Source organism: Gemmatimonadales bacterium, assembly GCA_036265815.1.
Taxonomy (GTDB): domain Bacteria; phylum Gemmatimonadota; class Gemmatimonadetes; order Gemmatimonadales; family GWC2-71-9; genus CAVVWJ01.
Window position 1 is genome coordinate 58,254 of record DATAOI010000011.1, and the last position, 20,903, is coordinate 79,156.

42 protein-coding genes are annotated in these 20,903 nt (G+C 68.7%); 40 read left to right on the plus strand and 2 right to left on the minus strand.

Going from position 1 to position 20,903, the window contains the following annotated elements:
- Positions 1–45: 45 nt before the first annotated feature.
- From VHR41_01745 to VHR41_01780, 8 genes are all read left to right on the plus strand, one after another.
- Positions 46–207, plus strand: a complete 162-nt coding sequence (locus VHR41_01745; GenBank protein ID HEX3232889.1) for a hypothetical protein — start codon at positions 46–48, stop codon at positions 205–207.
- Between the two features lie 13 nt (positions 208–220).
- Positions 221–643 (plus strand): low affinity iron permease family protein, encoded by a 423-nt coding sequence (locus tag VHR41_01750; protein ID HEX3232890.1) that lies wholly within the window; start codon positions 221–223, stop codon positions 641–643.
- Between the two features lie 8 nt (positions 644–651).
- Positions 652–1,089 (plus strand): nucleoside deaminase, encoded by a 438-nt coding sequence (locus VHR41_01755; GenBank protein HEX3232891.1) that lies wholly within the window; start codon positions 652–654, stop codon positions 1,087–1,089.
- A 93-nt stretch (positions 1,090–1,182) separates the two neighbouring features.
- Complete coding sequence (locus tag VHR41_01760) at positions 1,183–1,410, plus strand: hypothetical protein (GenBank protein HEX3232892.1); 228 nt, start codon at positions 1,183–1,185, stop codon at positions 1,408–1,410.
- Positions 1,411–1,529: 119 nt separating this feature from the next.
- The gene (locus tag VHR41_01765) at positions 1,530–1,910 is read left to right on the plus strand and encodes a cupin domain-containing protein (protein ID HEX3232893.1); all 381 of its coding nucleotides are present in this window, start codon (positions 1,530–1,532) and stop codon (positions 1,908–1,910) included.
- A gap of 4 nt (positions 1,911–1,914) precedes the next feature.
- On the plus strand, positions 1,915–2,904 hold the full coding sequence (locus VHR41_01770) for a proline iminopeptidase-family hydrolase (GenBank protein ID HEX3232894.1): 990 nt from the start codon (positions 1,915–1,917) through the stop codon (positions 2,902–2,904).
- Positions 2,905–2,933: 29 nt separating this feature from the next.
- The gene (locus VHR41_01775; protein ID HEX3232895.1) at positions 2,934–3,560 is read left to right on the plus strand and encodes a class I SAM-dependent methyltransferase; all 627 of its coding nucleotides are present in this window, start codon (positions 2,934–2,936) and stop codon (positions 3,558–3,560) included.
- Between the two features lie 13 nt (positions 3,561–3,573).
- Positions 3,574–4,347 carry an MBL fold metallo-hydrolase gene (locus VHR41_01780; protein HEX3232896.1) on the plus strand — a complete coding sequence of 258 codons (774 nt, stop codon included), beginning with the start codon at positions 3,574–3,576 and terminating at the stop codon, positions 4,345–4,347.
- Between the two features lie 23 nt (positions 4,348–4,370).
- Here VHR41_01780 and VHR41_01785 read toward each other — a convergent pair whose 3' ends face one another.
- Positions 4,371–4,616 carry a hypothetical protein gene (locus VHR41_01785; GenBank protein ID HEX3232897.1) on the minus strand — a complete coding sequence of 82 codons (246 nt, stop codon included), beginning with the start codon at positions 4,614–4,616 and terminating at the stop codon, positions 4,371–4,373.
- 151 nt (positions 4,617–4,767) lie between these two features.
- On the opposite strand from VHR41_01785, the gene VHR41_01790 reads away from it, so the two are divergent.
- From VHR41_01790 to VHR41_01945, 32 genes are all read left to right on the plus strand, one after another.
- Positions 4,768–5,691 carry an arginase family protein gene (locus VHR41_01790; protein ID HEX3232898.1) on the plus strand — a complete coding sequence of 308 codons (924 nt, stop codon included), beginning with the start codon at positions 4,768–4,770 and terminating at the stop codon, positions 5,689–5,691.
- Between the two features lie 124 nt (positions 5,692–5,815).
- Positions 5,816–6,157, plus strand: coding sequence for an antibiotic biosynthesis monooxygenase (locus VHR41_01795; GenBank protein HEX3232899.1), 342 nt, complete (start codon positions 5,816–5,818; stop codon positions 6,155–6,157).
- Entirely contained in the window at positions 6,154–6,474 is a 321-nt protein-coding gene (locus VHR41_01800; protein HEX3232900.1) for a hypothetical protein, read from the plus strand. The genes VHR41_01795 and VHR41_01800 overlap by 4 nt, the downstream gene beginning before the upstream one ends.
- Positions 6,475–6,512: 38 nt before the next feature.
- Positions 6,513–7,010: a DUF3291 domain-containing protein gene (locus tag VHR41_01805; GenBank protein HEX3232901.1), complete on the plus strand. Its 498-nt coding sequence runs from the start codon at positions 6,513–6,515 to the stop codon at positions 7,008–7,010.
- A complete protein-coding gene (locus VHR41_01810) occupies positions 6,995–7,447 on the plus strand; it encodes a DUF3574 domain-containing protein (GenBank protein HEX3232902.1) in 453 nt (150 codons plus the stop codon). Before VHR41_01805 ends, VHR41_01810 begins: the two co-directional genes overlap by 16 nt.
- 22 nt (positions 7,448–7,469) lie before the next feature.
- Positions 7,470–7,889: a hypothetical protein gene (locus tag VHR41_01815; GenBank protein ID HEX3232903.1), complete on the plus strand. Its 420-nt coding sequence runs from the start codon at positions 7,470–7,472 to the stop codon at positions 7,887–7,889.
- Between the two features lie 44 nt (positions 7,890–7,933).
- A complete protein-coding gene (locus VHR41_01820) occupies positions 7,934–8,395 on the plus strand; it encodes a hypothetical protein (GenBank protein ID HEX3232904.1) in 462 nt (153 codons plus the stop codon).
- 186 nt (positions 8,396–8,581) lie between these two features.
- A complete protein-coding gene (locus VHR41_01825) occupies positions 8,582–9,022 on the plus strand; it encodes an SMI1/KNR4 family protein (protein HEX3232905.1) in 441 nt (146 codons plus the stop codon).
- A 227-nt stretch (positions 9,023–9,249) separates the two neighbouring features.
- Positions 9,250–9,555 carry a hypothetical protein gene (locus VHR41_01830; GenBank protein ID HEX3232906.1) on the plus strand — a complete coding sequence of 102 codons (306 nt, stop codon included), beginning with the start codon at positions 9,250–9,252 and terminating at the stop codon, positions 9,553–9,555.
- Positions 9,556–9,597: 42 nt separating this feature from the next.
- Positions 9,598–10,095 carry a flavin reductase family protein gene (locus VHR41_01835; protein HEX3232907.1) on the plus strand — a complete coding sequence of 166 codons (498 nt, stop codon included), beginning with the start codon at positions 9,598–9,600 and terminating at the stop codon, positions 10,093–10,095.
- Positions 10,095–10,481 carry a hypothetical protein gene (locus VHR41_01840; protein HEX3232908.1) on the plus strand — a complete coding sequence of 129 codons (387 nt, stop codon included), beginning with the start codon at positions 10,095–10,097 and terminating at the stop codon, positions 10,479–10,481. The genes VHR41_01835 and VHR41_01840 overlap by 1 nt, the downstream gene beginning before the upstream one ends.
- 24 nt (positions 10,482–10,505) lie before the next feature.
- Positions 10,506–11,072, plus strand: a complete 567-nt coding sequence (gene mug, locus VHR41_01845; GenBank protein ID HEX3232909.1) for a G/U mismatch-specific DNA glycosylase — start codon at positions 10,506–10,508, stop codon at positions 11,070–11,072.
- A gap of 297 nt (positions 11,073–11,369) precedes the next feature.
- Complete coding sequence (locus VHR41_01850) at positions 11,370–11,918, plus strand: GNAT family N-acetyltransferase (GenBank protein ID HEX3232910.1); 549 nt, start codon at positions 11,370–11,372, stop codon at positions 11,916–11,918.
- Positions 11,919–11,986: 68 nt separating this feature from the next.
- Positions 11,987–12,475 carry a hypothetical protein gene (locus VHR41_01855; GenBank protein HEX3232911.1) on the plus strand — a complete coding sequence of 163 codons (489 nt, stop codon included), beginning with the start codon at positions 11,987–11,989 and terminating at the stop codon, positions 12,473–12,475.
- A gap of 13 nt (positions 12,476–12,488) precedes the next feature.
- Positions 12,489–12,971, plus strand: a complete 483-nt coding sequence (locus VHR41_01860; GenBank protein ID HEX3232912.1) for a DinB family protein — start codon at positions 12,489–12,491, stop codon at positions 12,969–12,971.
- Positions 12,968–13,453: a hypothetical protein gene (locus tag VHR41_01865; protein ID HEX3232913.1), complete on the plus strand. Its 486-nt coding sequence runs from the start codon at positions 12,968–12,970 to the stop codon at positions 13,451–13,453. The genes VHR41_01860 and VHR41_01865 overlap by 4 nt, the downstream gene beginning before the upstream one ends.
- 3 nt (positions 13,454–13,456) lie before the next feature.
- Complete coding sequence (locus tag VHR41_01870) at positions 13,457–14,044, plus strand: hypothetical protein (GenBank protein ID HEX3232914.1); 588 nt, start codon at positions 13,457–13,459, stop codon at positions 14,042–14,044.
- A 60-nt stretch (positions 14,045–14,104) separates the two neighbouring features.
- Positions 14,105–14,377 (plus strand): DUF4404 family protein, encoded by a 273-nt coding sequence (locus VHR41_01875; protein ID HEX3232915.1) that lies wholly within the window; start codon positions 14,105–14,107, stop codon positions 14,375–14,377.
- Positions 14,378–14,397: 20 nt separating this feature from the next.
- Positions 14,398–14,835 carry a DMT family transporter gene (locus tag VHR41_01880; GenBank protein ID HEX3232916.1) on the plus strand — a complete coding sequence of 146 codons (438 nt, stop codon included), beginning with the start codon at positions 14,398–14,400 and terminating at the stop codon, positions 14,833–14,835.
- Between the two features lie 42 nt (positions 14,836–14,877).
- The gene (locus VHR41_01885; GenBank protein ID HEX3232917.1) at positions 14,878–15,222 is read left to right on the plus strand and encodes a hypothetical protein; all 345 of its coding nucleotides are present in this window, start codon (positions 14,878–14,880) and stop codon (positions 15,220–15,222) included.
- 5 nt (positions 15,223–15,227) lie between these two features.
- Complete coding sequence (locus tag VHR41_01890; protein HEX3232918.1) at positions 15,228–15,857, plus strand: LysE family translocator; 630 nt, start codon at positions 15,228–15,230, stop codon at positions 15,855–15,857.
- Between the two features lie 26 nt (positions 15,858–15,883).
- On the plus strand, positions 15,884–16,336 hold the full coding sequence (locus VHR41_01895) for a RidA family protein (GenBank protein ID HEX3232919.1): 453 nt from the start codon (positions 15,884–15,886) through the stop codon (positions 16,334–16,336).
- Between the two features lie 62 nt (positions 16,337–16,398).
- The gene (locus VHR41_01900) at positions 16,399–16,833 is read left to right on the plus strand and encodes a CBS domain-containing protein (protein ID HEX3232920.1); all 435 of its coding nucleotides are present in this window, start codon (positions 16,399–16,401) and stop codon (positions 16,831–16,833) included.
- A gap of 9 nt (positions 16,834–16,842) precedes the next feature.
- Positions 16,843–17,100, plus strand: coding sequence for a hypothetical protein (locus VHR41_01905; GenBank protein HEX3232921.1), 258 nt, complete (start codon positions 16,843–16,845; stop codon positions 17,098–17,100).
- A 35-nt stretch (positions 17,101–17,135) separates the two neighbouring features.
- The gene (locus VHR41_01910; GenBank protein ID HEX3232922.1) at positions 17,136–17,432 is read left to right on the plus strand and encodes an antibiotic biosynthesis monooxygenase; all 297 of its coding nucleotides are present in this window, start codon (positions 17,136–17,138) and stop codon (positions 17,430–17,432) included.
- Between the two features lie 6 nt (positions 17,433–17,438).
- Positions 17,439–17,891 carry a hypothetical protein gene (locus tag VHR41_01915; protein ID HEX3232923.1) on the plus strand — a complete coding sequence of 151 codons (453 nt, stop codon included), beginning with the start codon at positions 17,439–17,441 and terminating at the stop codon, positions 17,889–17,891.
- A gap of 49 nt (positions 17,892–17,940) precedes the next feature.
- The gene (locus tag VHR41_01920) at positions 17,941–18,375 is read left to right on the plus strand and encodes a hypothetical protein (protein ID HEX3232924.1); all 435 of its coding nucleotides are present in this window, start codon (positions 17,941–17,943) and stop codon (positions 18,373–18,375) included.
- A gap of 104 nt (positions 18,376–18,479) precedes the next feature.
- A complete protein-coding gene (locus VHR41_01925) occupies positions 18,480–18,821 on the plus strand; it encodes a YbjQ family protein (GenBank protein HEX3232925.1) in 342 nt (113 codons plus the stop codon).
- Positions 18,822–19,084: 263 nt separating this feature from the next.
- A complete protein-coding gene (locus tag VHR41_01930) occupies positions 19,085–19,354 on the plus strand; it encodes a hypothetical protein (GenBank protein ID HEX3232926.1) in 270 nt (89 codons plus the stop codon).
- Entirely contained in the window at positions 19,344–19,640 is a 297-nt protein-coding gene (locus tag VHR41_01935) for a hypothetical protein (GenBank protein HEX3232927.1), read from the plus strand. Before VHR41_01930 ends, VHR41_01935 begins: the two co-directional genes overlap by 11 nt.
- A gap of 26 nt (positions 19,641–19,666) precedes the next feature.
- Complete coding sequence (locus VHR41_01940) at positions 19,667–20,182, plus strand: GNAT family N-acetyltransferase (GenBank protein ID HEX3232928.1); 516 nt, start codon at positions 19,667–19,669, stop codon at positions 20,180–20,182.
- 46 nt (positions 20,183–20,228) lie between these two features.
- Positions 20,229–20,390 (plus strand): hypothetical protein, encoded by a 162-nt coding sequence (locus VHR41_01945; GenBank protein HEX3232929.1) that lies wholly within the window; start codon positions 20,229–20,231, stop codon positions 20,388–20,390.
- An 83-nt stretch (positions 20,391–20,473) separates the two neighbouring features.
- Here VHR41_01945 and VHR41_01950 read toward each other — a convergent pair whose 3' ends face one another.
- Entirely contained in the window at positions 20,474–20,689 is a 216-nt protein-coding gene (locus VHR41_01950; protein HEX3232930.1) for a cold shock domain-containing protein, read from the minus strand.
- Positions 20,690–20,903: the final 214 nt, after the last annotated feature.

Consider the following 20,903-nt stretch of genomic DNA (forward strand, 5'->3'; position numbering starts at 1 on the left):
CCTTCCGGCACAAACCGGCTGGTGCCCTCTACTGTGGAGTCTCAGTTGCCCAAGCGAAATTACGGATTCGAGAAGCGCCAGAAGGAGCTGCACAAGGAGCGCAAGCGGGAGGAGAAGGCCCAGCGCAAGCTGGAGCGCGCCAAGGGCACGGCTGAGGAGAACCCTGCGGAGCAACCCGCCACCGACGAGGGGCAGTCGACGGAGTAAGAGGAATCGAGCCATGCGGCCGACCAAGTCACGCTCCTGGTTTACCCGATTCTGCAAGACCACCTCCTATCTCGCCGGGAGGCCAGCGGCCTTCATTCTCGCGGCCACTGTGGTGGTGATCTGGCTGGTCACCGGCCCGTTCTTCCACTTCAGCGACACCTGGCAGTTGGTCATCAATACCGGGACCACCATCGTCACGTTCATCATGGTGTTCCTGATTCAGAACACCCAGAATCGCGACACCGAAGCCCTCCAGGTCAAGCTGGATGAGCTGCTCCGGGTCACCACGGGGGCGCACAACGCCCTGCTCGACATGGAGGAGCTGGAGGACGCGGAACTCCAGCGGGTCCGCGCCGGCTATGCCAAGCTCGCCGAGCTGGCGCGCGCCGACCTGCGCAAGGGGATGCCGGACACCGGCAGCCCGGACGTCGATTGAGTCCGCGGATGGATCAGTTCCTCCAGGTGGCGTTGGACGAGGCACGGCAGGGACAAACCGAAGGTGGCATCCCGATCGGCTCCGTCCTCGTCGCGGGCGGACGCGTGCTCGGCCGCGGCCATAATCGGCGGGTGCAGAAAGGAAGTGCCGTCCTCCACGCCGAGATGGATGCGTTGGAGCGGGCAGGAAGACAACCCGCTTCGGTGTATCGGAGCTCGGTGCTCTACACCACGCTCTCGCCCTGTGCCATGTGTAGTGGCGCCATCGTCCTGTATGGCATTCCCCGGGTCGTCATCGGGGAGAATCGCACCTTTCGCGGTGAAGAGGAGCTGCTGCGCTCCCGCGGGGTGACCCTGGACGTGGTCGACGACCCGACCTGCACCGATCTGCTCGCGAGCTTCATCCGCGCCCATCCGGAGCTCTGGAACGAGGATATCGGGCGCTGACTCGTGGGCTGAACCGGCTGTCCGGACCCGGTAGACCATCACCGGAAGGCACCTTCGTCGGGCGGTGGCGGAGCTTGTCGCGTATGAGGTCTCATGAACGACGATCGCATCATCCGCCTCCTGGAAGAGATCCGCGACCTGCAGCGGCAGCACGGCGAGCGCTACGGCGAGGCACTGCGCAACCAGCAGGAGTCCATCCGGCTGCAGCAGGCGGGGCTTCGGCGAGTGCGGGTGATCCTGGGCTTCGCCGCCTTTGTCCTCGTCCTGGCCGTCGGGACGCTCGTGTTGCTGCTTCTCCGGGTCGGCGCGCGTCTACCATGACTCGGGCTATCGCCGTCATCCCGCTCGCTGCGGCTCTGGTGGCCTGGCTCCTTCATCCGGTGTGCGTGCCGCTCTACTTCTGATCCTGCAGACGAACCGCTCACAGCGGAGCGATCTCCATGTCCGATGCACCTGCCGCATTCCCCTACGTGACTCACCTGAATGTCCTCCACGGTCCGCTCGAGCGGATCGATGTGCAGACCCTGGTGGACGAGTGCAGCGATCGATGGTACAACCAGACGCTCTGTCAGGTGAACCAGTCCGTGGTCCGGCTGGGCATCGTGCAAGGCGAGTATCACTGGCACAAGCATGACGACGAGGACGAGTTCTTCTACGTCGTCGAGGGACGCTTTCTCATCGATCTCGAAGGGCGCACGGTCGACCTCGGTCCCCGTCAGGGGTTCGTGGTTCCCAAAGGGGTCCTCCATCGACCGCGGGCGCCGGAGCGCACCGTGGTGCTCATGGTGGAGGGCGCCGGGATCGTTCCGACCGGGGACTGACTGCGTGTCACATCCTGTCCTGGTCCTCAGCCTTTCCCTCGGCTTGCTCGCCTGCGGCGAGCAGGGAACACCTGCCCACGACGTCCCTTCGTCGTCCAAGGCCCCGGCGCCCAAGTCGCTTCCGGCCGGCGAAGCGTACCTCGCGGTGCCCGATGGCCGGATCTGGTACAAGGTCTCGGGCGCCGGACCCGGCACGCCGGTGATCCTGCTCCATGGCGGCCCGGGGTACGCGAGCTTCTACCTCAAGCCGTTCGAGGAGCTGGGCGATGACCGGCCCGTAGTGCGCTACGACCAGCTGGGCGGCGGCAAGTCCGATCCGATCACCGACACCACCCGTTTCACCATCGCCCACTTCGTGCGCGAGCTCGACTCCCTGCGGGCCCACCTCGGCTATGCCAAGGTCCACCTGCTGGGCCACTCCTGGGGCACCATTCTCGCCATCGAGTACTATCGGGCCCATCCCGACCACGTGGCCAGCCTCACCCTGGCGAGCGCGGCACTCGATATCCCGGCCTGGGAGCGGAACGCCAGGCGGCTGGTGGCCACGCTTCCCGATTCCGCCCAGCGGGCCATCCGCGTCCGCGAGGCCGAGGGGAGGTTCGATGCTCCCGACTACCAGGCCGCGCTGGGGGAGTTCTACGGCAGATACGTGTGGCGCCACCCCGTAGAGGCGGATCTCGACAGTCTCATGAAGACGGTGAACGAGCATATCTACAACTACATGCAGGGACCCAGCGAGTTCACCATCACCGGCACGCTCAGGCACTACAACGCCACGGCGCTGCTCCGGACGGTACGGGTGCCGACCCTCTTCACGGTCGGCCAGTTCGACGAGGCAGACCCCGCCACCATCCGGCGCTTCGCGCGGATGACGCCGGGAGCACGAGTGGTCGTGCTGCCGGGCGCCGCGCACCTCACGCCTTGGGACGCCCGGGAGGAGAGCGTTCGGATCGAGCGGGCCTTCTTGCGCGCGGCGGATTCGACCGGGCCGTAGGAGTGGCGACCGAGCGGCTCTTGCTTACCATGACCCTGAAGGAACGCGTCCGCGCCGAGTACGACGCGCTCGCCGGCGTGTACGAACAGCGCTGGAGCCGGTATATCGAGGCGAGCACGGCCGCCACCCTGCGCCGGCTTCCGCTGGACGCCGGGACGCGCGTGCTCGACGTCGGCTGTGGCACCGGCGTGCTTCTGGGCCGCCTGGTCGGGCGGTCACCCTTCCGGGAGGTGACCGGCGTCGATCTCTCGCCCGGCATGGTGGCGCAGGCCCGGCGGCGGTTGCCGGCCAGCGTTCGGCTGCTGGTGGGGGATGCGGAGGCGTTGCCTTTCGCTGCGGCCAGCTTCGATGTCGTCGTGTCCGCGAGCTCCTTCCACTACTGGACTGCGCCGACACGCGGGCTGGACGAGCTCCGCCGCGTGCTTCGTCCGGGCGGGCACCTGGTCATCACGGACTGGTGCGACGACTACCTGGCCTGCCGGCTCTGCGATCGGGTCCTGCGCCTGGTGAATCCGTCCCATGCTCCCATCTACGGCGGGCGCGAATGTGGCGCCCTTCTCTCCCGCGCCCGCTTTCAGGTGACCAGCCTGGAGCGGTACCGCATCAGTTGGCTCTGGGGGCTCATGACGGCCGCCGCCCGCGCGCCCGCCGGATAGGGCCGAATCCCTGATGCTCCGTGTGACCTACATCGACGGGCCGACAGCGCTGATCGAGCTGGGAGGCGTGCGCTTCCTGACCGACCCGACGTTCGATCCGGCGGGGACCGAGTACCGCACCGCCACGTACGTGCTCCGGAAGACCACCGCTCCGGCCATCTCAGCCACGGCGCTCGGCGCCCTGGACGCGGTGTTGCTGAGTCACGACCATCACTTCGACAATCTGGACCACGCCGGACGCCTGGTGCTCCGTCAGGCCGAGCGGATCCTGACGACCCCGGAGGGTGCAGGGAGATTGGGACCCACCGCCACGGGGCTGGCCCCATGGGAATCGGTCGACCTGCCTGCTCGGGATGGCCGGCCCATTCGAGTTACCGCGTTGCCGGCGCGTCATGGACCCGCGGGGGGCGATCGTGGCCCCGTGATCGGGTTTGCCCTGGCGTATGCGGACGATCCCGCGCGGGCGATCTATCTGTCCGGGGACACGGTGTGGTTCGACCAGGTGGCCGCGATTGCCACGCGCATGTCCGTGCAGGTCGCGTTTCTATTCATGGGCGCGGCGCGGGTGCTCCAGGTCGGCCCGGCGCACCTCACCTTCACCGCGACCGAAGCCATCGACGCGGCCCGGGTCTTTGCCCCCGCACCGATCGTCCCGTTGCACTTCGAAGGGTGGGCCCACTTCAGCGAATCGCGAGAGGGGATCACGCAGGTGTTCAGGGCGGCCGGCCTCGAGCACCGGCTCGTGTGGCTGGAGCCGGGCCGGCCGACGGAGCTGACGTTCGGCTGATCTTAACAGCGGGCGGCCAGCGGTCAGCTGGATGGGTCGGCGTCGGGTGCGGGCTTCGGCTGATCGCCGAACCCCCAGTTCTGGCGGGGGATCCCGCTGGTCGTGGAGAGACGCCAGCGGAACTGCAGGCCGCGGCCGGCGCCCGCGGCGCTATCGGCCGGGTCGGGCACCAGCTCGAGCACCTGGGCGAATTGTCCCGAAAGCCGCTTGATCAGCGCCTGTTGCTCGTCGGTGAGGGGGATCTGAATCGGCTGGACGGGGTCCTCCATGACTGCCTCCGGTGGAACGCGGGACTGACGTTTATAGTCGGTAGACGCCGAAGGTGCAGGGCGCCTCGCCGGCTCGCAATGGCGCGAGGCGTTCGTCACCAAACTGTTACGCGCCGGCGTCGCTTCACATCTTCTAGCGCGCGTTCCGGAGGTGTCCACGCTGGTCATCATCGATGTCCCGTCCAATCTGGGCCTCCGCCCCTCGGGCGTGGAGCAGCTGCCGGAGGCGCTGCGGCGTGCGGGACTTCCCCGCCGGCTCGGGGCCCGGGTCGTCCGTCGTCTGGAACCCGCCGCAGCATACCACGCCATCCGGGACCCGGAAACGACGCTGCTCAACGGTCCTGGGCTACGAGAAGCGGCCAACGCCCTGGCCGACGCCGTAGCCGATGTGGTCGGTCGGGGTGAGATCCCGGTGGTGCTGGCGGGGGACTGCAGCGTCGTGCTGGGCGGTCTGCTCGGTCTCCGCCGCGCGGCGCGGCACCAGGGCCGGGGAAGCCGCCCGGGCCTGCTGTTCGTGGACGGCCACGTGGACTTCTATCAGCCGGCCGCGTCACCCACCGGAGAAGTGGCCGACATGGATCTCGCCCTGGCCACTGGCCGGGGACCCGACCTGCTGGCCAAGCTGGACCCCGCGGGCCCTTTGGTCCGCGATGAGGACGTGGTGGCGGTGGGCGCGCGCGACGCCGAGGAGCGTGACGCTGCGGGAAGTCAGGATGTCCGGGCCACCGGCATTCACCTCTTCGAGCTGGAGCGCGTGCGCCGAGATGGAATGGCCGTCGTGGCCGGCGAGGCGCTGGCGGTGGTCGCGGGTCCCGAGCTCGACGCTGGTTTCTGGCTCCATCTCGATGCCGACGTGCTCGACGACGCCGTGATGCCGGCCGTCGATTACCGGCAGCCGGGAGGGCTGGCGCCTGCCGAGCTGGTGATGCTGCTGCGCGCCGCCTCACGCAGCGGGCGGATGGCCGGGCTGAGTGTGTCGATCTATAACCCGGTCCTCGATCCCGGCGGCGCGGGGGCGGCGGTACTGGTCGAATGTCTCGGAGCCGGCCTGAGCTCACCGGAGCAGGGCGCGTGACCTACGGACCGTCGCCGGAGGCCCGCTGGCCCATCTGTGGCGGCGATGTCCGAGCGCTGGACCGGGTGTCCTCACGAGTCGTCTCCCGCTAAAGTACGTGACACCGAGTGGAGGGAAGCGAAGCATGATCGCACGCCAATGGCACGGACGCGTCCCGGCGACGCGGGCCGACGACTACTACGAGTACCTGCTTCGGACCGGGTTACCGGACTACCGTCGGACGCCGGGGAATCGCGGGGTCTACGTGTTCCGCCGGCAGGAAGGCGATGTCACCCACTTTCTGCTCACCACCCTTTGGGACTCGCTGGAGAGCATTCAGGCGTTCGCCGGTGCCGACGTCGAGCGGGCACGCTACTACCCGGAAGACACCGGCTACCTGCTCGAGCTGGAGCCGACGGTCACCCACTTCGAGGTGTTGAGCACTCCGGCCGGCGACCGGCTCGGCGCGGGCGAGGCAGCATCATGATCTGCCGCATCTGGCACGGCTGGACCACACGCGAGAACGGGGATCCCTACGAGCGGCTGCTGCGCACCGAGATCTTCGAGGGTATCGCCGAGCGCGGCATTCCCGGCTACCGGGGGATCGAGCTGCTGCGCCGCGAGGAGCGCGAGTCGGTCGAGTTTGTGACCCTCATGTGGTTCGAGTCGCTGGAGGACGTGCGCGCGTTCGCCGGCCCGGAGTACGAGCTCGCCGTCGTCCCCACCGAGGCGCGCGCGCTGCTGCAGCGATTCGACCAGCGCTCGGCCCACTATGAAGTGCGCCAGCCCAGGACCATGCCCTGACCGCCCCCAGCGAACACGATCAAGGAGGGAGCCTCCCTATGCAGGAGCGCGACCAGCAGTTGGCCCAGGTGAACATCGGCCGGGTGCGTGGCTCCATGGACCAGCCGATCATGAGTGGGTTCGTGGCGCGATTGGCCGAGATCAACGCGCTGGCCGATCGCAGTCCGGGGTTCGTCTGGCGGCTGCAGACCGAGGACGGTGACGCCACGGCACTGCGGCCCTATGCGGACGAACGGGTGCTCATCAACATGTCGGTCTGGACCGATCTCGAGTCCCTGCGCGACTACGTCTATCGGAGCGGTCACGCCGGGGTCATGCGGCAACGGCGCGAGTGGTTCGAGCGTTTCGAAGGGGTCTATGTCGCGCTCTGGTGGGTTCCCGCGGGGCACCGTCCCTCCCTGGTCGAGGCGGTCGAGCGCCTGGCGCATCTGGAGACGCATGGGCCGACGGCCTACGCCTTCAGCTTCACTCAGCCGTTCGACCGGCTGGGTGCACCGGTCCGGGCCACACGGGACGATGCGTGTCCCGCTCTCTGACCCAGGGCTCAAGATGGCTCTGGGCACTTGCCGCCGCGGGTGTCGCCGTGGGCTGTGCTCGGCCAGAGGCCACCGTCGCCGCGGCGCCCAGCGCGGCCTGTGAGGCGCGCGACGCTTCATTCGTGCGGGATCTGCTCTACTTCGGCCGGAACCGCCCCAATGGGGGCGAGGTGGCCGACGCCGAATGGGAAGGGTTTCTCGACGAGGTCGTCACGCCCAAATTTCCCGATGGCTTGACCATCGTCGAGGCACACGGCCGGTGGCGGGGCCGTAGCGGGATCGTGGAGCACGAGCGCACCGAGCTCGTCACGGTGCTGCATCCCGCGGATTCGGTGTCTCAGCGCGCCGTCGAGGAGATCGCGATGGAGTACAAGCGGCACTTCGGTCAGGAGGCGGTGTTGCGCGAGCGGCTCGCCGTCTGCACTCGCTTCTTCTAGCGCCTCGCGCGATGGCCACGGCGTGACGCCTCCACAGATGAAGGCCTCGGCCATCGGGCTCGGCCTGCTGAGCCTTACCCTGCTCTCCGTCGCCGCGGGTCAGTGGTCCTCGGACCGGCCCGTGCCAGACGATCGACCCCCCGCTCGGGGCCACTGGCGCGGCAATCTCATCCTGTTCGGGATCTGGGTGCTGCTCATTGGCGGTCTTCTGTTGCTGGCCCACGAGCTCGGCTGGAACCGGGATCGGGTGCTCTGGATCGGCTTAGGCAACTCCCTCGCGCTCATGACGCTGATTCGGCCCTGGTGGTTCTGGGAGAATTACAAGGCGCGATGGCTGCGCAGCGCCATCGGGGACGGGCCGACGGCGTTCCTGTACCTTGCAGTCTCGGGGGTGATGGTCTGGATGGGACTCTATACCGACTGGACCATCGGGCGCCACTGAGGCAGCATTCTCTTCTACCAGGCTCCTCACGCTCGGGAGGTTCGATGCTTCGCGTCCTCTTGGTCATGCTGCTCCCCGGGTCTCTGCTGGGCTGTGGCTCTCGGGACGACTTTGCGGCACTCCAGCGCCGCGGCGCGGCCGCAATGGGCGTGGACCAGTACACCTCGTCCCATGTGTTCGAAGCTCTTCCTGACGGCGGACGGATCGTCCTGCAGCGGCAGGCCGATGACTCGGCGGGCACCGCCACGATCCGTGCGCACATGTCCACGATCGCGGGGCGGTTCCGGCGCGGCGACTTTGCCATTCCGGGATTCGTGCACGCGCAAGGGATCCCCGGCACCGCCGTGATGGCCGGGCATCGGGGGGCGATCACCTACACGGTCGATACCGTACCGCGCGGCGGTCAGGTCCGGATCACCACCACCGACCCAGCGGCCGTGAGCGCGGTGCACCAGTTCCTCGCGTTCCAGCGGCGGGAGCATCATGCTGCGGGCCATGGGCAGTGAAACTACTTGAGGTGCGGGTGATAAGATGTTGTAATTACGATCATTGGTGACCAACGTCAGAGGTGATTTGTCAGCGCTCCGCAGCTTTCACTGATCGCCAGGCGACTGACGCGTGCTCAGGCGCTACATTCGACCCATGCATCTCCACCGGCGACCGCACCCCCTCAGGCCGCCACGAGCCAGACCATGAGCGGATTCTACGAGCCACCTCCGACATCCACCTCGCCATTCCGCGACCGGCTCCTGCACCCGCAATGGGCCACCATCGAGCGGGCGCTCGGCCGGCCCGTACCCGGCATTCTGCGGGAGCTCTACGGCGCGCCCGAGGCGCTGCTGCACGGGCATTTCTATCTCGATCAGCCCGACGGAGCGCGCCGGGTGTGGTTGGACCTGTTCCTCCCGCTGGACCAGGAAGCGCTGCATCCTTACGGTAAGCCGCTTCCCTCAGGCGCGGTCGCGTTCGCGGACGACGAGCATGGCGACCCCTACTTTTTCGTCCCCGACCCCAGCGTGTTCGGAGATGGCCCGGTATATCTCCTGGGCCTGCGGGAAGGGCGAGAAGAGATCCAGCCGGTTGCCGCATCGTTGGCGGAGTTTCTGCGCTGGCACCGGCATTACACTCATTAGTCGGCTCGGCCGGCCGGGCGCCGGGCGGGCGGTTAAGGACAAGCATGAAGAAGAAAAGGCCAAGCATGAAGAAGAAGCGGGCGAACTCTGTCCGGTCAGCCCGGAAGAGCGTCAAGAAAGGCAGCAAGAAAGCCCGCGGGAATTATGAGGCCGGACGCCGATCGGCAGAGCGGCAGCGATCCCGTGCGGAGCGCCAACGTGTCGACGAGTCTCGAGTCCAGTCTGTCTTGGAGGACCAGCGTCAGATTCAGGAGGCCGGCCGGGAGAGCGCCGAAGACGCGCGGGCGGTCGCGGAAGAGCTTCGACAGGGGCGAGAGGAAGCACGGCGTGTGGGGGAGGAGATCCGGGCCTCGGCCGAGGACGCTCGTCGGAAGCAGGAGGAGATTCGGGAGTTCCACGAGACCGCGCGGCAGGCAGCCGAGGACGCGAGAAAATCCGCTACTCTGGCGCATGAGGCCGAGCGGGAGCAGGCGGAGATCATCCGCCAGATGCGCCGGGCGTCCGAGCAACCGCAGACATCGCCGCCGGACTAGTATGCCGGCCATGCTCGGGCCCAATCTTCCCCACACGCGCGCATGAACCCGGTCGAAGCGGTCTTCCGGCGGCTCACCCTCGGCGTCTACGTGGTCGGTGTCGCCGCCCAGGGACAAGCCGACGGCTTCACCGCCGCCTGGGTCATGCAGGCTTCGTTCGATCCCCTGCTGCTCGCCCTCAGCATCAACCGGGGGCACGCCTCCTACCCATTGCTCCAGGCCGGCGGCAGCTTCGTCGTCAACCTGCTCAAGCACGAGCAGCTCGACCTCGCGAGCAGGTTCGGAACCCAGTCGGGCCGCGACCGCGACAAGCTGGCCGGCGTGCGTTGGCGCCCGAGCCGGGGTGGCGCGCCGATTCTGGAGGACGCCCTGGGGTACTTCGACTGCCGGCTCGAAGGATCCATGGCGGCCGGCGATCACGACGTGGTCCTCGGCCGGGTGCTCGACGCCCGGTTGCTGGATCCCAAGGCAGTGCCGCTGAGGTATGCCGAGACCGGAAACCTGGACGGCAGCAGCGCGCTTTTTCCGACGGAGCTCTGATGGAGGACGGGGACTCGAGAGCGAAGCAGCTGGAGCTGCTGGCTGAGTGGAGTCGCTGGATGGTGGCGCTCGAGTCGGCCGTGTGCGCCCTCCTCTGGGAGCCGCTCAAGCAGCAATCCGCCGTGCATTTCCCGTTCGGCCGCGGGCTGCTGTGGGCCTGGGCGGCGTTCGCGCTGTCGACGCTCTGCGCCACCGTGCTGCTCGGCCGGCTGCCCTGGATCATGCCGGGGCTGCTGCGTTCGCAATCCGCGGGCGAGCCGGCCCTCGGGAAATCGGGTCGGGAGCTCCGCATCCTGGCGCTGGCGCAGCACCTGCTGTTTCTGGTCGCGGTGCTCTTGCTGCTGGGCTTCGTGTTCCGGCGCGCCACACAGCAGGCGCTCTCCTGAGCCGATAGACCGATCGATCTCTCCGTGCCCCGCGCCGAGAGCTTTCGCCGGCCGACCCGATCGGAGGTGCTCGCCGCCGCCGGTGGCACTGTACCGGATCTCGTGGGGCCGGGGCTCGGGGTGCTGTTCTGCGGCATCAATCCAAGTTTGTATTCCAGCGCCGTCGGATACCACTTCGCCCGGCCGGGCAACCGGTTCTGGCGCACGCTGCACGCCGCGGGCTTCACCGAGCGGTTGCTGGCACCGTGGGAGGGCGATCGCCTGCTGGCATCGGGCTACGGGATCACCAACCTGGTGTCACGCGCGAGCGCCAGCGCAGCCGAGCTCGCCTCAGCCGAGCTCCGCGCGGGGCGCATCAGGTTGGAGCGGAAGGTGGGGCGGCTCGCTCCTCGGTGGGTCGCCATTCTGGGGATTGGAGCTTACGCCTCGGCGTTTCGCGTGGTCCGGCCGCGAGTCGGTCGACAGGAGGAGCGCCTGGCTGGGGCCGGCCTGTGGCTGCTGCCCAATCCGAGCGGCTTGAATGCCAACCACCAGCTGCCCGAGTTGGCGGAGGCCTTCGCCGCGTTGCGGGTTGCGCCGGAGACGCCGTGAGGATACGACGCGGCGTGAGGGCGGCTGCCGCAAGATTCTGAACCTGGTCGAGTGAACCCAAGGAGACAATCCGATGCATCGCATGCTTCTCGCGGGAACTCTCCTGCTCTCCGCTCCCGTCGCCTGCGCGTCGCCTTCCGCCCGCCCGGACGCGCGAACCGAGCGGTCCGAACGGCAACGAGACAGCGTTCTCGGGGCCTCCCGAATCCCTGGCGCCGTGGGCGTGCGGCGTGCGCTGGAAGCCTCCGACTCGGGCGCCGCAAGACGAACCCGGGAAGCGTCGGTCGACTCGGCTCCATGACGGACCGCGTCCGGGTGCGTCTCGCCACGCCTGACGATGCCGACGTGGTCGCGGGACATCGCGCTCGGATGTTCCGCGACATGGGCCAGCTCCCTCCCGAGCTCTTCGAGCCGCTCCGGTCCAGCGCGCGGGAGCGGCTGACCGTGGCCATCGGAAGCGGAGAATACGTCGGCTGGCTGGCCTGCCCCCGGGAGTCACCCGACGCGGTGATCGCAGGCGCCGGCGTCCAGCTGCGGCTGGTGCTTCCCCATCCGCGCAGGCGCGCCGACGGCAGGGTCGTCGTGGCGAGCGGGCGTCACGCGATCGTCCTCAATGTCTTCACCGAGCCGCCCTGGCGCCGCCAGGGAGTGGCCGAGCTGCTGATGCGGCACATCGTCGAATGGGCCCGGAGGGAGCGGCTCGACCGACTGGTGCTCCATGCGTCGAGCGAGGGTCGGTCCCTCTACGATCGGCTGGGATTCGTGCCCACCAACGAGATGCGGCTGCCGGATGATCTCGGTCTGGCCGTTGCGGAGGGAGGCGCCACTCGCCCGGCGGACTGGTGACGAGCGGGTGGCCTCGGGGCTCCGCCCCGGGTTACGCTTCGGCGAGCCCCCATCCGGGAGACACCTGAGTGCGCCGCAGCCAGGAGTGGACCCCATATCCCGAGCGCGAGTCGGACTCGTATGAGCTCGACGATGAAGCGGCCGAGTCCGGTTCTCCGGAGACGGCCACCGGGCCGGCCTCGGCTCGGCCCCGCCGCCCGGGGCGGCCCCACCTGGTGGTCGTAATAACGCGAGGGGTACAGCCGGATGACCGAGTGCCCAGCGGCGCCCGGCTGATCACCAGGTTCTGGCATCCGAGAGACCAGCGGTGGAGCGAAAACGCGTTCGAGTCACTGGAGCATGCGCTGCATCTCTTTCTCGAGGAGAGCGGCTGGCTGCTCCGGCAGCAGCAGAAGCTGGACGCCGAGTCCGCGTTCGAGCTGATCTTCGAGGCACGGCGCGACGATTTCTCCGGGCCGACCACCGAGGCGCTTCTGGAGGAGGTCGGACTCACGCCCGGGGACGTGGCCGATCTGATGGATCGGGCCGACCGCCCGGCCCGTCCGGACGAGGAATAGAGAGGTGCAGCGCGTGAGCCAAACCGATCCGCTTCGCCGGCAGCTGAGCAGTCTGCTCGACTGGGAGGATGCCCATGCCGGCTTCGAGAAGGCGCTCGAGGGGATTCCGGCCAAGCTGCGCGGGATGGCTCCGGATCGCTTGCCCTACACCCCGTGGCAATTGCTGGAGCATTTGCGGCTCACCCAACGCGACATTCTCGAGTTCTGCCGGAACCCAGGGTACACCGAGCCGGAATGGCCCCGCGACTACTGGCCGGCAAGCGCTGCGCCTCCGACGGAGAAGGCGTGGCGGGAGAGCATACGAGATTTCCTGGCCGATCGGGACGCGATGAAGCGTCTGGCGCTGGATGCGAGCGTGGATCTCTTCGGCCCGATCGCGCACGGCTCCGGTCAGACCATCCTGCGAGAGCTGCTCCTCCTGGCCGACCACAACGCCTATCACTTGGGCGAGCTGGTCGTGGTTCGCCGCTGTCTCGGCATCTGGGGAAGCCAATGAGCACCGACAGCCTCGCCGTGTACCTCAACGATCACCTCGCCGGCTCGGTGGCCGCGCTGGAGCTCATCGACGCGCTGGTCGGACGGGTGCAGGGGACGCCCACGGAACAGCGGCTTCGGACGGTGCGAGTGGAGGTGGCGGCGGACCAGGAGGTGCTGCGGGCGGTGCTGGACAAGGTAGGTGGCGACGAGAGTCGTCTCAAGCAGGCCGCCGCCTGGCTCAGCGAAAAGCTCGGCGAAGCGAAGCTCGCCGTTACCGGGCACCGCCACCCCGACCTTGACGTCCTGGAGGGGCTCGAGAGTCTGGCGTTGGGCATCCAGGGCAAGGCAGGGCTCTGGCGCGCGCTCGGGGTGGTGGCCCCCGAGAATCCGCAGCTCGCGAGCTTTCAGTTCTCCTCCCTGGAGGCCCGCGCGCGGACCCAATACGATCAGGTCGAGCAGGCCCGCCTGTCCGCCGCACGCGCTGCGCTGGGCGGAGCCTGATGCATGCACGCTTCGTCGCGGCAAGAGGCCAGCCCGCTCGCGTATGTGTTCTGGCACTGGCGGCGCCAGGGCGTGGCGGGGCCGTCGTATGTGGAGTTGCAGCGCCGCTTCCATGCGGCGCTCGCCGCGGCGCCGCCTCCAGGGTTCATCGACTCCCGGTCGGTGGCCATTCGCGGCGTGTCCTGGGCCGCGGCGGGAGAGGAGGCGTACGAAGATTGGTACCTGGTCGAGGACATGGCGGCGCTGGATCCGCTGAACCAGGCGGCGGTGACCGGTTCCCGCCAGCTCCCGCACGATGCCGCGGCGGCCGCGGCCCAGGGTGGGACCGCGGGCCTGTACCGGCTCAGGGCAGGCAGCGAAGCCGATGTCCAGCGGACCGCCGCCTGGTTCGCCAAGCCGGACGGCATGAGCTACGCCGAGCTGTACGCCGCGCTGGAGCCGCTGATCGATCGCACCGATGGCGCGCTCTGGTTGCGGCAGATGGTGCTCGGTCCCGCGCCGGAATTCTGTCTTCACACGCCGGAGCCGGTCGCCCTCCCGGCGCCGTTGGTGGCGCAGGTCGTGGCTCGATCGCCGATCTGGCCACCATGACGGGTTGATCGCGCGATGAGCGGCGCGGACCCATTCAACAGAAGAGCGGAGGTGGAGCGGATGTCTGACCAGCAACTTCGGACGTTGCTCGAGCAGCTCCGGGCGGAGCTCGCCCGGGCTCAAGACCTGCCCGAGGAGCAGCGCCTCTCCTTGCGCCGCCTGGCGGACGAGTTGCGGGCGCTGCTCGCCCGTCCCGCCGACGCCCGCGGGCCGGCACCGGAGTCGATGCGGGGGCGGCTCGACGATTGGGTGCGTGAGCTCGAGGCATCCCATCCGGCGCTTTCCACCACGCTGGGCAACCTGATCGAGACCCTGGCCTTCTTCGGTCTCTAGCCATCCGGACGGAGAGTCGACTGCTCCTCTTTCTCCTATTCGCGCTGCTGGCCGGCGTCATCCTGCCGGTGCAGGCCGGCGTCAACGCGCAACTGCGCGGCACCCTGGGCCACCCGCTGGCTGCGGCGCTGGTCTCGTTCGTGGTAGGGACCGTGGGGCTGGTTGCCTTGGTGGCCGCGCTCCAGATCCCGCTGCCTCTCGGCTCTGCCTGGGGACGGAGCCCGGGCTGGCATTGGATCGGCGGGCTGCTCGGCGCAGCGTACGTGGCGATCGCTACGGTCCTGGCCCCACGGCTGGGCGCGGCCACACTGGTGGCGGCCGTCGTCGCCGGCCAGATGCTCACCTCGGTGCTGCTCGATCAGTACGGATGGGTCGGCTACGCTCCCCACCCCCTGACGGCGGCGCGCCTGCTCGGAATGGCGCTCGTCATCGGCGGGGTGATATTGATTCAGCGCTAACTCCGCGGTGACCAGCCGCGGCACCAACCCCGAGGAGGGGTCATGCCTCAGCCAGGCTTCGGCGAGCAGGTCGCTTCCCTCAACGCCACGCTCGTGGCCATCGAGGAGCGCGTCAGCAGCGGCGAGATCCCGGTCGAGGCGCTGACCGATTTCAAGAGCTCGGTCGACGATCTCCGGCTTCGCCTCTGGGGCCTGGTGAGTGCGGGCAGCGCGAATGACTACCGCGGCTTTCAGGAGCGATTCCGTCTGCGGCGCGCCAAGGAGATCTGTCACGGCCTGGAGAACGACCTGCGCAGCGGATCGATCAGCCTGCGGCACGAGGAGCTCGCGCTCGTGGGGCAGGCGGCACGGGACCTGGCGCGGGCGGTGGCCTCGCTCGCCCGGTGATCGCCGTGCCGTCCGCACACACCATCCTCTTGTTCATGACCGCTGGGCTGGCCCTCAATCTCACACCCGGCCCCGACATGCTGTTCGTCGCGGCGCAGGGCACCGCCGGAGGGCGCCGCACCGGCCTGGCCGCGGCGGCGGGGATCTTCCTGGGCTGCATGGTGCACATCGGCGCCGTGGCCCTCGGACTCGCCACGCTCCTCGCGCACGTCCCGGCGGCCTATGACGCGGTGCGCTGGGTCGGCGCCGCCTACCTCGTCTTCCTCGGAGCTCGCGCGCTGCTCAGCCGGTCGCCGCTGGAGGCGGCTACATCTGCGCCGGCCCGCACCCCGTGGCATGCCGTGCTCCAAGGGGCCGGGACCAACATCCTGAATCCCAAGGTCGCTCTCTTCTTTCTGGCCTTCGTGCCCCAGTTCGTGGATCCCCGGCGGGGCCCGCCCGCGGCGCAGATCGTCGTGCTCGGTATGCTCTTCAACACGACCGGGCTCCTGGTGAACGCCACGGTCGGATGGCTGGCCAGCCGGGCGACCGAGTGGCTGCGGGTGCGCCCGGGGCCGGGCCGAGCGCTCCAGCGCATCACCGGCGGCGTGTTCATCGCGCTCGGAGTGCGCCTGGCCCTGCTCGAGCGCCGCTGATCACCGCTCTCCCAAGGAGGATCGCCATGCCGCTCCGCTTTGCCGTCCTCCTGTTGCTGGGCGTGGCCCTGAGCTGCCGTCCCGCGGCTCGAGAGGAGGAGGTCCGATACATCCCGATGGCCGGCGCCGGACCGCTGCCGTTCTCGGCGGCCGTGCGGGTCGGGCCGATGCTCTATCTCTCGGGACAGATCGGAGCGGACAGCACGGGCCACCTGGTTCCCGGCGGCATCTCGCCGGAAACCCGTCAGGCGCTGGAGAACATTCGACGGTTACTGCAGCAGAACGGATCGTCGCTCGATCGGGTCGTGCGGTGCACCGCCATGCTGGCCGATATCCACGACTGGGCCGCGATGAACCAGGCCTACGTCTCCTACTTTCCCCATCACCTGCCTGCGCGCAGTGCCTTCGCCACCAGCGGGCTGGTGTTCGGTGCCCGCATCGAGCTCGAGTACACCGCCACGATCGGCGGCGGCACCTGAGCGGAATCGTGGCGCTCGGCGGTCCGCGGCCATAAACTGGAGGTTCCTCCAAGGAGGTCTCCATGAGTACCGTCCGAGATATTCTCGCCAGAAAGGGTTCCACGCTCATCTCGGTCCGCCCCACCGACACCGTTCTCCGCGCCGCCACCCTCATGAACGACGAAGGCATCGGCGGCGTGCTGGTAATGGATGGCAACGACCTCGCCGGGATCTTCACCGAGCGCGACGTGCTCCGGCGCGTGGTCGCGGCCGGCCGGGATCCCGCGCGCACGGCCGTCGGTGAAGTCCACACCTCGTCGGTGGTCACCTGCGGGCCCGAGAACAGCATCGACGACTGCGCGGCGCTGATGACTGCGCGCCATATCCGTCACCTTCCGGTGCGGCAGGGCGGGGCGCTGGTCGGCCTGGTGACGATCGGGGATGTTCTCGCGTTTCAGGTGAGTGAGCAGCAGACCACCATCGAGCAGATGAACAACTATCTGTTCGATCTCCGCTAGGCCGCCCCGATGGACCGGCTGTCGGCCGCGGCGGAGCAGGCGCTCGCGCGGGAGTTCGCGCCGGAAGCGCAGCCGACTGCGCGCGAGCTCGCCGGCAGGTACGGAGTGGGCCCGCAGGAGCGCGAGGTGGATCGGGTCCGCGCGGCCCTGCTCTCGCTGAGCCGGGGCCGGCTGGACCTCTTGGGGCACTACCTGGCGATCGCGCAACACGATTATCGCGACGTACTCTACTGGGCGGATCATCCGGAGCAGGCGCCGAAGCGGTAGCCGCCCGGCTTGCGCAGGTCGACGCGGAGCTTTCCATGTTCCACATCGTGTGGGCCTTTCGGGCGGCGCCGGAGCGCTCGCTGGACTTCGCGACCGCCTACGGCCCCGAGGGCGGCTGGGTGGGACTCTTTCGGGAGGGCCCGGGCTACCGTGACACGGAGCTGTTTCGGAGCGCGGCCGACCCGTCCCGCTTTCTCACGGTCGATCGCTGGGAGTCGCGGCTCGCCTACGAGCAGTTCCGGCGCGAGCGCGCGACGGACTACGCCCGGCTCGATGCGGCCTGCGAGGCGCTCACGGTGCAGGAGGACTTTCTCGGAGCCTTCGGTGAGTGATCCGGCGTGAGCTGGCGCGCCGCGGCGTCCGCACTGAGAGTGGTGGTGCTGCTGACGCTCGGAGCGGCCCTCCCCCGGGTGCTCCTCGCCCAGCGTCCGGCGGTGGCCGGAGACTTCCTCGGCGTGACCCAGTGCGACGGCGATACCGCGGTGAGCCGGCTCCGCGCCGACCTCACCGACTCCGCCGTGATCGCCCAGGTCGAGGCCCACGAGCGGGTGCATCGGATGCAGGCCGACGCGTATCCCGGCTGCCAGGCGTTCCTGGCCACGCTACGCTCGGCACGCCAGATCATCGAGGTCGAGTTGCCCGCCTATTGTGCCCAGTGGCACGTGGCCGTCGAGCAGGGCGCCGATCCGGCGGACACCCGCCGGGAGTATGCCTGGCGGCTGGCGGCGCAATCCGGCGCAATGGAAAATCGGCTCGACATTCTGGCGCGCTTCGAGCGCGAGTGCCCCTGAGTCATCTCGGGCAGCGCGCCAACTTCATGCCTGCCGGAGGTGATCCCCGGTGACCGCCGCCCCCGAACCCCGCAGAATTCCGCTGAGCCTCAAGCTCGCGGCGCTCTGCTTCGCGCTCTTCGCCCTCGCGGTGGTGTTCAACAGCGTCACCCAGTTCGGCGCCGGCTGGCTCGTGTTTCATCACCGCTGGTGGATGACCCGTCAGATCGCCCGGGAGGCCTTCCGCGTGGTCGGGGCAGGGGCGGTCGCCTGGGGCCTGTTCCGTGGCGCACGCTGGGCCTGGGTGCTCGGGCTCATCCTCGGCTCGTTCTGGCTGGTGGGCGATCTCCTGACGGTGATCGTCTTCGAGCGGCACGACCTGGAATGGCTCGCGCCGAGCGGGTTTCAGATGTTTCTCTTCGCCGCGCTCGGGTGCCTCGGCGCGGCGATCGTGCTGCTGCTCTCGCCCTCCGCGCGAGTTGCCGTCCGGCCGCCCCATGTCTGACCACCTGCGGGACCGTGGTGATAAGCGGGCCAGCCAGGAGATCGCGGTCGAGAGGGCGCAGACACTTCAGGGCTGATCCCGGCGCATAGGCAAGGAGCGCTGCAATGGACGAAGCGATGACCTCGACGACCTTCACCCTCGAAGGGTTCCGGGTGCTCCAGTCCCTCGGCGTCGTCCGCGGCGTGACCGTGCGCTCACGATCGCTCTTCGGCAATATCGGCGCCCGGCTGGAGACCCTGCTCGGCGGTCACATCAGCATGCTGAGCTCGCTCTGCGAGCGCACCCGGCAGGACGCCTTCGAGATTCTGCTGGCGCAGGCGCAGCGGCGAGGCGCCAATGGCGTCGTCGGAATCCGTTACGACGCCACCGAGATCATGTCCGGCGTCACCGAGGTCATCTGCTACGGCACCGCCGTCGTGGTCGAGCCCTGGGGCGAGGGGGAGTGATCACGTGGCGCCGCGGCCACCGGCCTGATCTCGTCCCGCCTTTTCCCGCAGTGTCTATCCGAACGAAAACCGAATCGGCTAGATTTCACCCGAGGCGTCGGCGGTAACACGCTGGTGCAAGGTGATTTGGATCACACCATCGGTGCGTTGGACGGGCGGTCCGATTAGATTACTGGGGCGCGGACCAAGACCGCGCCCGGTGGATCTCCGTCGCGCGCGCTCCACCGCGAGTAGCGCGCCCATCCCGCCCCTGAGAGCTTTGCGTGTCGAGCTATAAGCCGGAGCAGCGCCGCCTCCTCTGTCGCGGCCGCGAATTTCACTTCGTATCGTACGAGGCGCGCGCTGCGAGCGAGCGTCGCGGCGAATCAGCCCTACCCCCGATGTGGTTCCTCATGAACGAGGGGAAGCGGCGTCCAGTCATGGCCCACGTGACAGGACAGGAATCCTCCGAGACCGATCGGGCGCTCCTCCGCTGGGTAGAGAAGGAAGTGTTCGGATCGCCGGCCGGCAACGGGAAGCTTCGTGGGCAGTGACGATGCCGCTGCCGGCAGCGCTCGCTCGCGCGGTGTGATCGCGGCCGTCCTACTGGGCTCCGCGGTCGTAGCCTTCGCACCCGCCGTGGTCGGCCGCACCCAACGGGTCCAGACCATGCGCGCCGAGCTGCGGAGCGTGCTGGTCCAGTGCCGGGCTCGCTACGCGGGAGCCCGGAGCGCGGCAGACACCGCGCGGGCCGACCTCTGGTATCCCGACCTCCGGCGAGAACGGCGGCCCGCCGATCCCGCCTGCGCGGCCTATCGCAAGTACGATATGCTCCGCTAGGAGCATCCCTGTTCGGGAGGCGAGAAATGGGTGCACCGGTTGAGCCCGAGACACTCGCTGAGCGCTGGCGGATCCGGCCGGCGCGGCCGGCGGATCGCCAGTTCATTCTCGCGCTCGCGCCTCGACTCTCATCGGGCTTCCCCCTGCCGTCCTGGCGGACCACCGCCGAAGTCACTCGCGCCGAGCAGCTGACACTGGCGGCCGCCCTGGTGGCGCCTCCGGACGGATCGGCTCTGCTGGTGGCCGAGGACGGCGAAGGCCGGGCCGCGGGGTTCGTCTATCTCCAATCCCTCACCGACTACTTCGAGCAGGCATCGCACGCCCACGTGTCCGTTCTGGCCGTCAGTGCGGAAGCCGAAGGCCGTGGTGTCGGACGGGTGCTGCTGGAGGAGGCCGAACGCTGGGCCCGGGAGCGCGGATCCCGCTTCATCACCCTCAACGTCTTCGAGCAGAACGTCCGGGCCCGCGGGATCTACGAGCGGCAGGGCTACGTGCCGGAGACGCTTCGATACGTGAAGCCACTGGCGGGACGGCAGGAGTGAGTGATACCGCGGTCGCGTGCGGGATCAGCCGGGAGCCGGAGGGCAGGTGATCAAGCTGCTGGGGTGGATGGGCGCGACACTCGGGGGCGCCGCCGGGTGGTGGGTGGGCGACCGGGTGAGCCTCTTCTCCGCGTTCGTCCTCAGCGTGGTTGGCACCGGGGCCGGATTGTACCTGGGTCGCCGGCTGGCGGACGCGCTGGTGGAATGAAGCGGCATAATGCGAGTGGCGGCCGATATGAAGCTTCCGTATCGGCCGCCACTCCCCTTTCGGGGCGACTGCAAGCTCTGAGCTTAGCGCCCGAGCTTCACCACGTTCTCCGCCGCGGGGCCCTTCTGGCCCTGCACGACGTCGAACTCGACCCGCTCACCCTCGGCCAGGCTCTTGAAGCCCTGACCCTGAATCGCCGAATGATGGACGAAGCAGTCCTTCTGACCGTCTTCCGGGGTGATGAAGCCGAAGCCCTTCGCATCGTTGAACCACTTGACCGTGCCGGTGGTGCGTGCCATTTCCTACTCCTTGCGTGTGTTGTAATCGGAGTTCGGCGATGCCGCACCTGCCGATCACGGAAGCGCGTGATTTGACCCTCACGCGGGGCGGCTGCTCCGGTGCGTCCAGACGGACGCAGCCTCGAAGAGCAACCACGAAAAAGGGAGCCGGCGCGACTTCCGCCAGCCCCCTGTGATACCCTTGGACCCTGGCCGCGCAATGGCGCGCAGCAAT

Bases quoted from the DNA above. Each gene is read 5' to 3' on its own strand.
- VHR41_01750 (HEX3232890.1), top strand. From the start codon at position 221: ATGCGGCCGACCAAGTCACGCTCCTGGTTTACCCGATTCTGCAAGACC.
- VHR41_01755 (HEX3232891.1), top strand. From the start codon at position 652: ATGGATCAGTTCCTCCAGGTGGCGTTGGACGAGGCACGGCAGGGACAA.
- VHR41_01760 (HEX3232892.1), top strand. From the start codon at position 1,183: ATGAACGACGATCGCATCATCCGCCTCCTGGAAGAGATCCGCGACCTG.
- VHR41_01765 (HEX3232893.1), top strand. From the start codon at position 1,530: ATGTCCGATGCACCTGCCGCATTCCCCTACGTGACTCACCTGAATGTC.
- VHR41_01775 (HEX3232895.1), top strand. From the start codon at position 2,934: ATGACCCTGAAGGAACGCGTCCGCGCCGAGTACGACGCGCTCGCCGGC.
- VHR41_01780 (HEX3232896.1), top strand. From the start codon at position 3,574: ATGCTCCGTGTGACCTACATCGACGGGCCGACAGCGCTGATCGAGCTG.
- VHR41_01785 (HEX3232897.1), bottom strand. From the start codon at position 4,616: ATGGAGGACCCCGTCCAGCCGATTCAGATCCCCCTCACCGACGAGCAA.
- VHR41_01795 (HEX3232899.1), top strand. From the start codon at position 5,816: ATGATCGCACGCCAATGGCACGGACGCGTCCCGGCGACGCGGGCCGAC.
- VHR41_01800 (HEX3232900.1), top strand. From the start codon at position 6,154: ATGATCTGCCGCATCTGGCACGGCTGGACCACACGCGAGAACGGGGAT.
- VHR41_01805 (HEX3232901.1), top strand. From the start codon at position 6,513: ATGCAGGAGCGCGACCAGCAGTTGGCCCAGGTGAACATCGGCCGGGTG.
- VHR41_01820 (HEX3232904.1), top strand. From the start codon at position 7,934: ATGCTTCGCGTCCTCTTGGTCATGCTGCTCCCCGGGTCTCTGCTGGGC.
- VHR41_01825 (HEX3232905.1), top strand. From the start codon at position 8,582: ATGAGCGGATTCTACGAGCCACCTCCGACATCCACCTCGCCATTCCGC.
- VHR41_01835 (HEX3232907.1), top strand. From the start codon at position 9,598: ATGAACCCGGTCGAAGCGGTCTTCCGGCGGCTCACCCTCGGCGTCTAC.
- VHR41_01840 (HEX3232908.1), top strand. From the start codon at position 10,095: ATGGAGGACGGGGACTCGAGAGCGAAGCAGCTGGAGCTGCTGGCTGAG.
- VHR41_01850 (HEX3232910.1), top strand. From the start codon at position 11,370: ATGACGGACCGCGTCCGGGTGCGTCTCGCCACGCCTGACGATGCCGAC.
- VHR41_01865 (HEX3232913.1), top strand. From the start codon at position 12,968: ATGAGCACCGACAGCCTCGCCGTGTACCTCAACGATCACCTCGCCGGC.
- VHR41_01870 (HEX3232914.1), top strand. From the start codon at position 13,457: ATGCACGCTTCGTCGCGGCAAGAGGCCAGCCCGCTCGCGTATGTGTTC.
- VHR41_01875 (HEX3232915.1), top strand. From the start codon at position 14,105: ATGTCTGACCAGCAACTTCGGACGTTGCTCGAGCAGCTCCGGGCGGAG.
- VHR41_01885 (HEX3232917.1), top strand. From the start codon at position 14,878: ATGCCTCAGCCAGGCTTCGGCGAGCAGGTCGCTTCCCTCAACGCCACG.
- VHR41_01895 (HEX3232919.1), top strand. From the start codon at position 15,884: ATGCCGCTCCGCTTTGCCGTCCTCCTGTTGCTGGGCGTGGCCCTGAGC.
- VHR41_01900 (HEX3232920.1), top strand. From the start codon at position 16,399: ATGAGTACCGTCCGAGATATTCTCGCCAGAAAGGGTTCCACGCTCATC.
- VHR41_01905 (HEX3232921.1), top strand. From the start codon at position 16,843: ATGGACCGGCTGTCGGCCGCGGCGGAGCAGGCGCTCGCGCGGGAGTTC.
- VHR41_01910 (HEX3232922.1), top strand. From the start codon at position 17,136: ATGTTCCACATCGTGTGGGCCTTTCGGGCGGCGCCGGAGCGCTCGCTG.
- VHR41_01925 (HEX3232925.1), top strand. From the start codon at position 18,480: ATGGACGAAGCGATGACCTCGACGACCTTCACCCTCGAAGGGTTCCGG.
- VHR41_01940 (HEX3232928.1), top strand. From the start codon at position 19,667: ATGGGTGCACCGGTTGAGCCCGAGACACTCGCTGAGCGCTGGCGGATC.
- VHR41_01950 (HEX3232930.1), bottom strand. From the start codon at position 20,689: ATGGCACGCACCACCGGCACGGTCAAGTGGTTCAACGATGCGAAGGGC.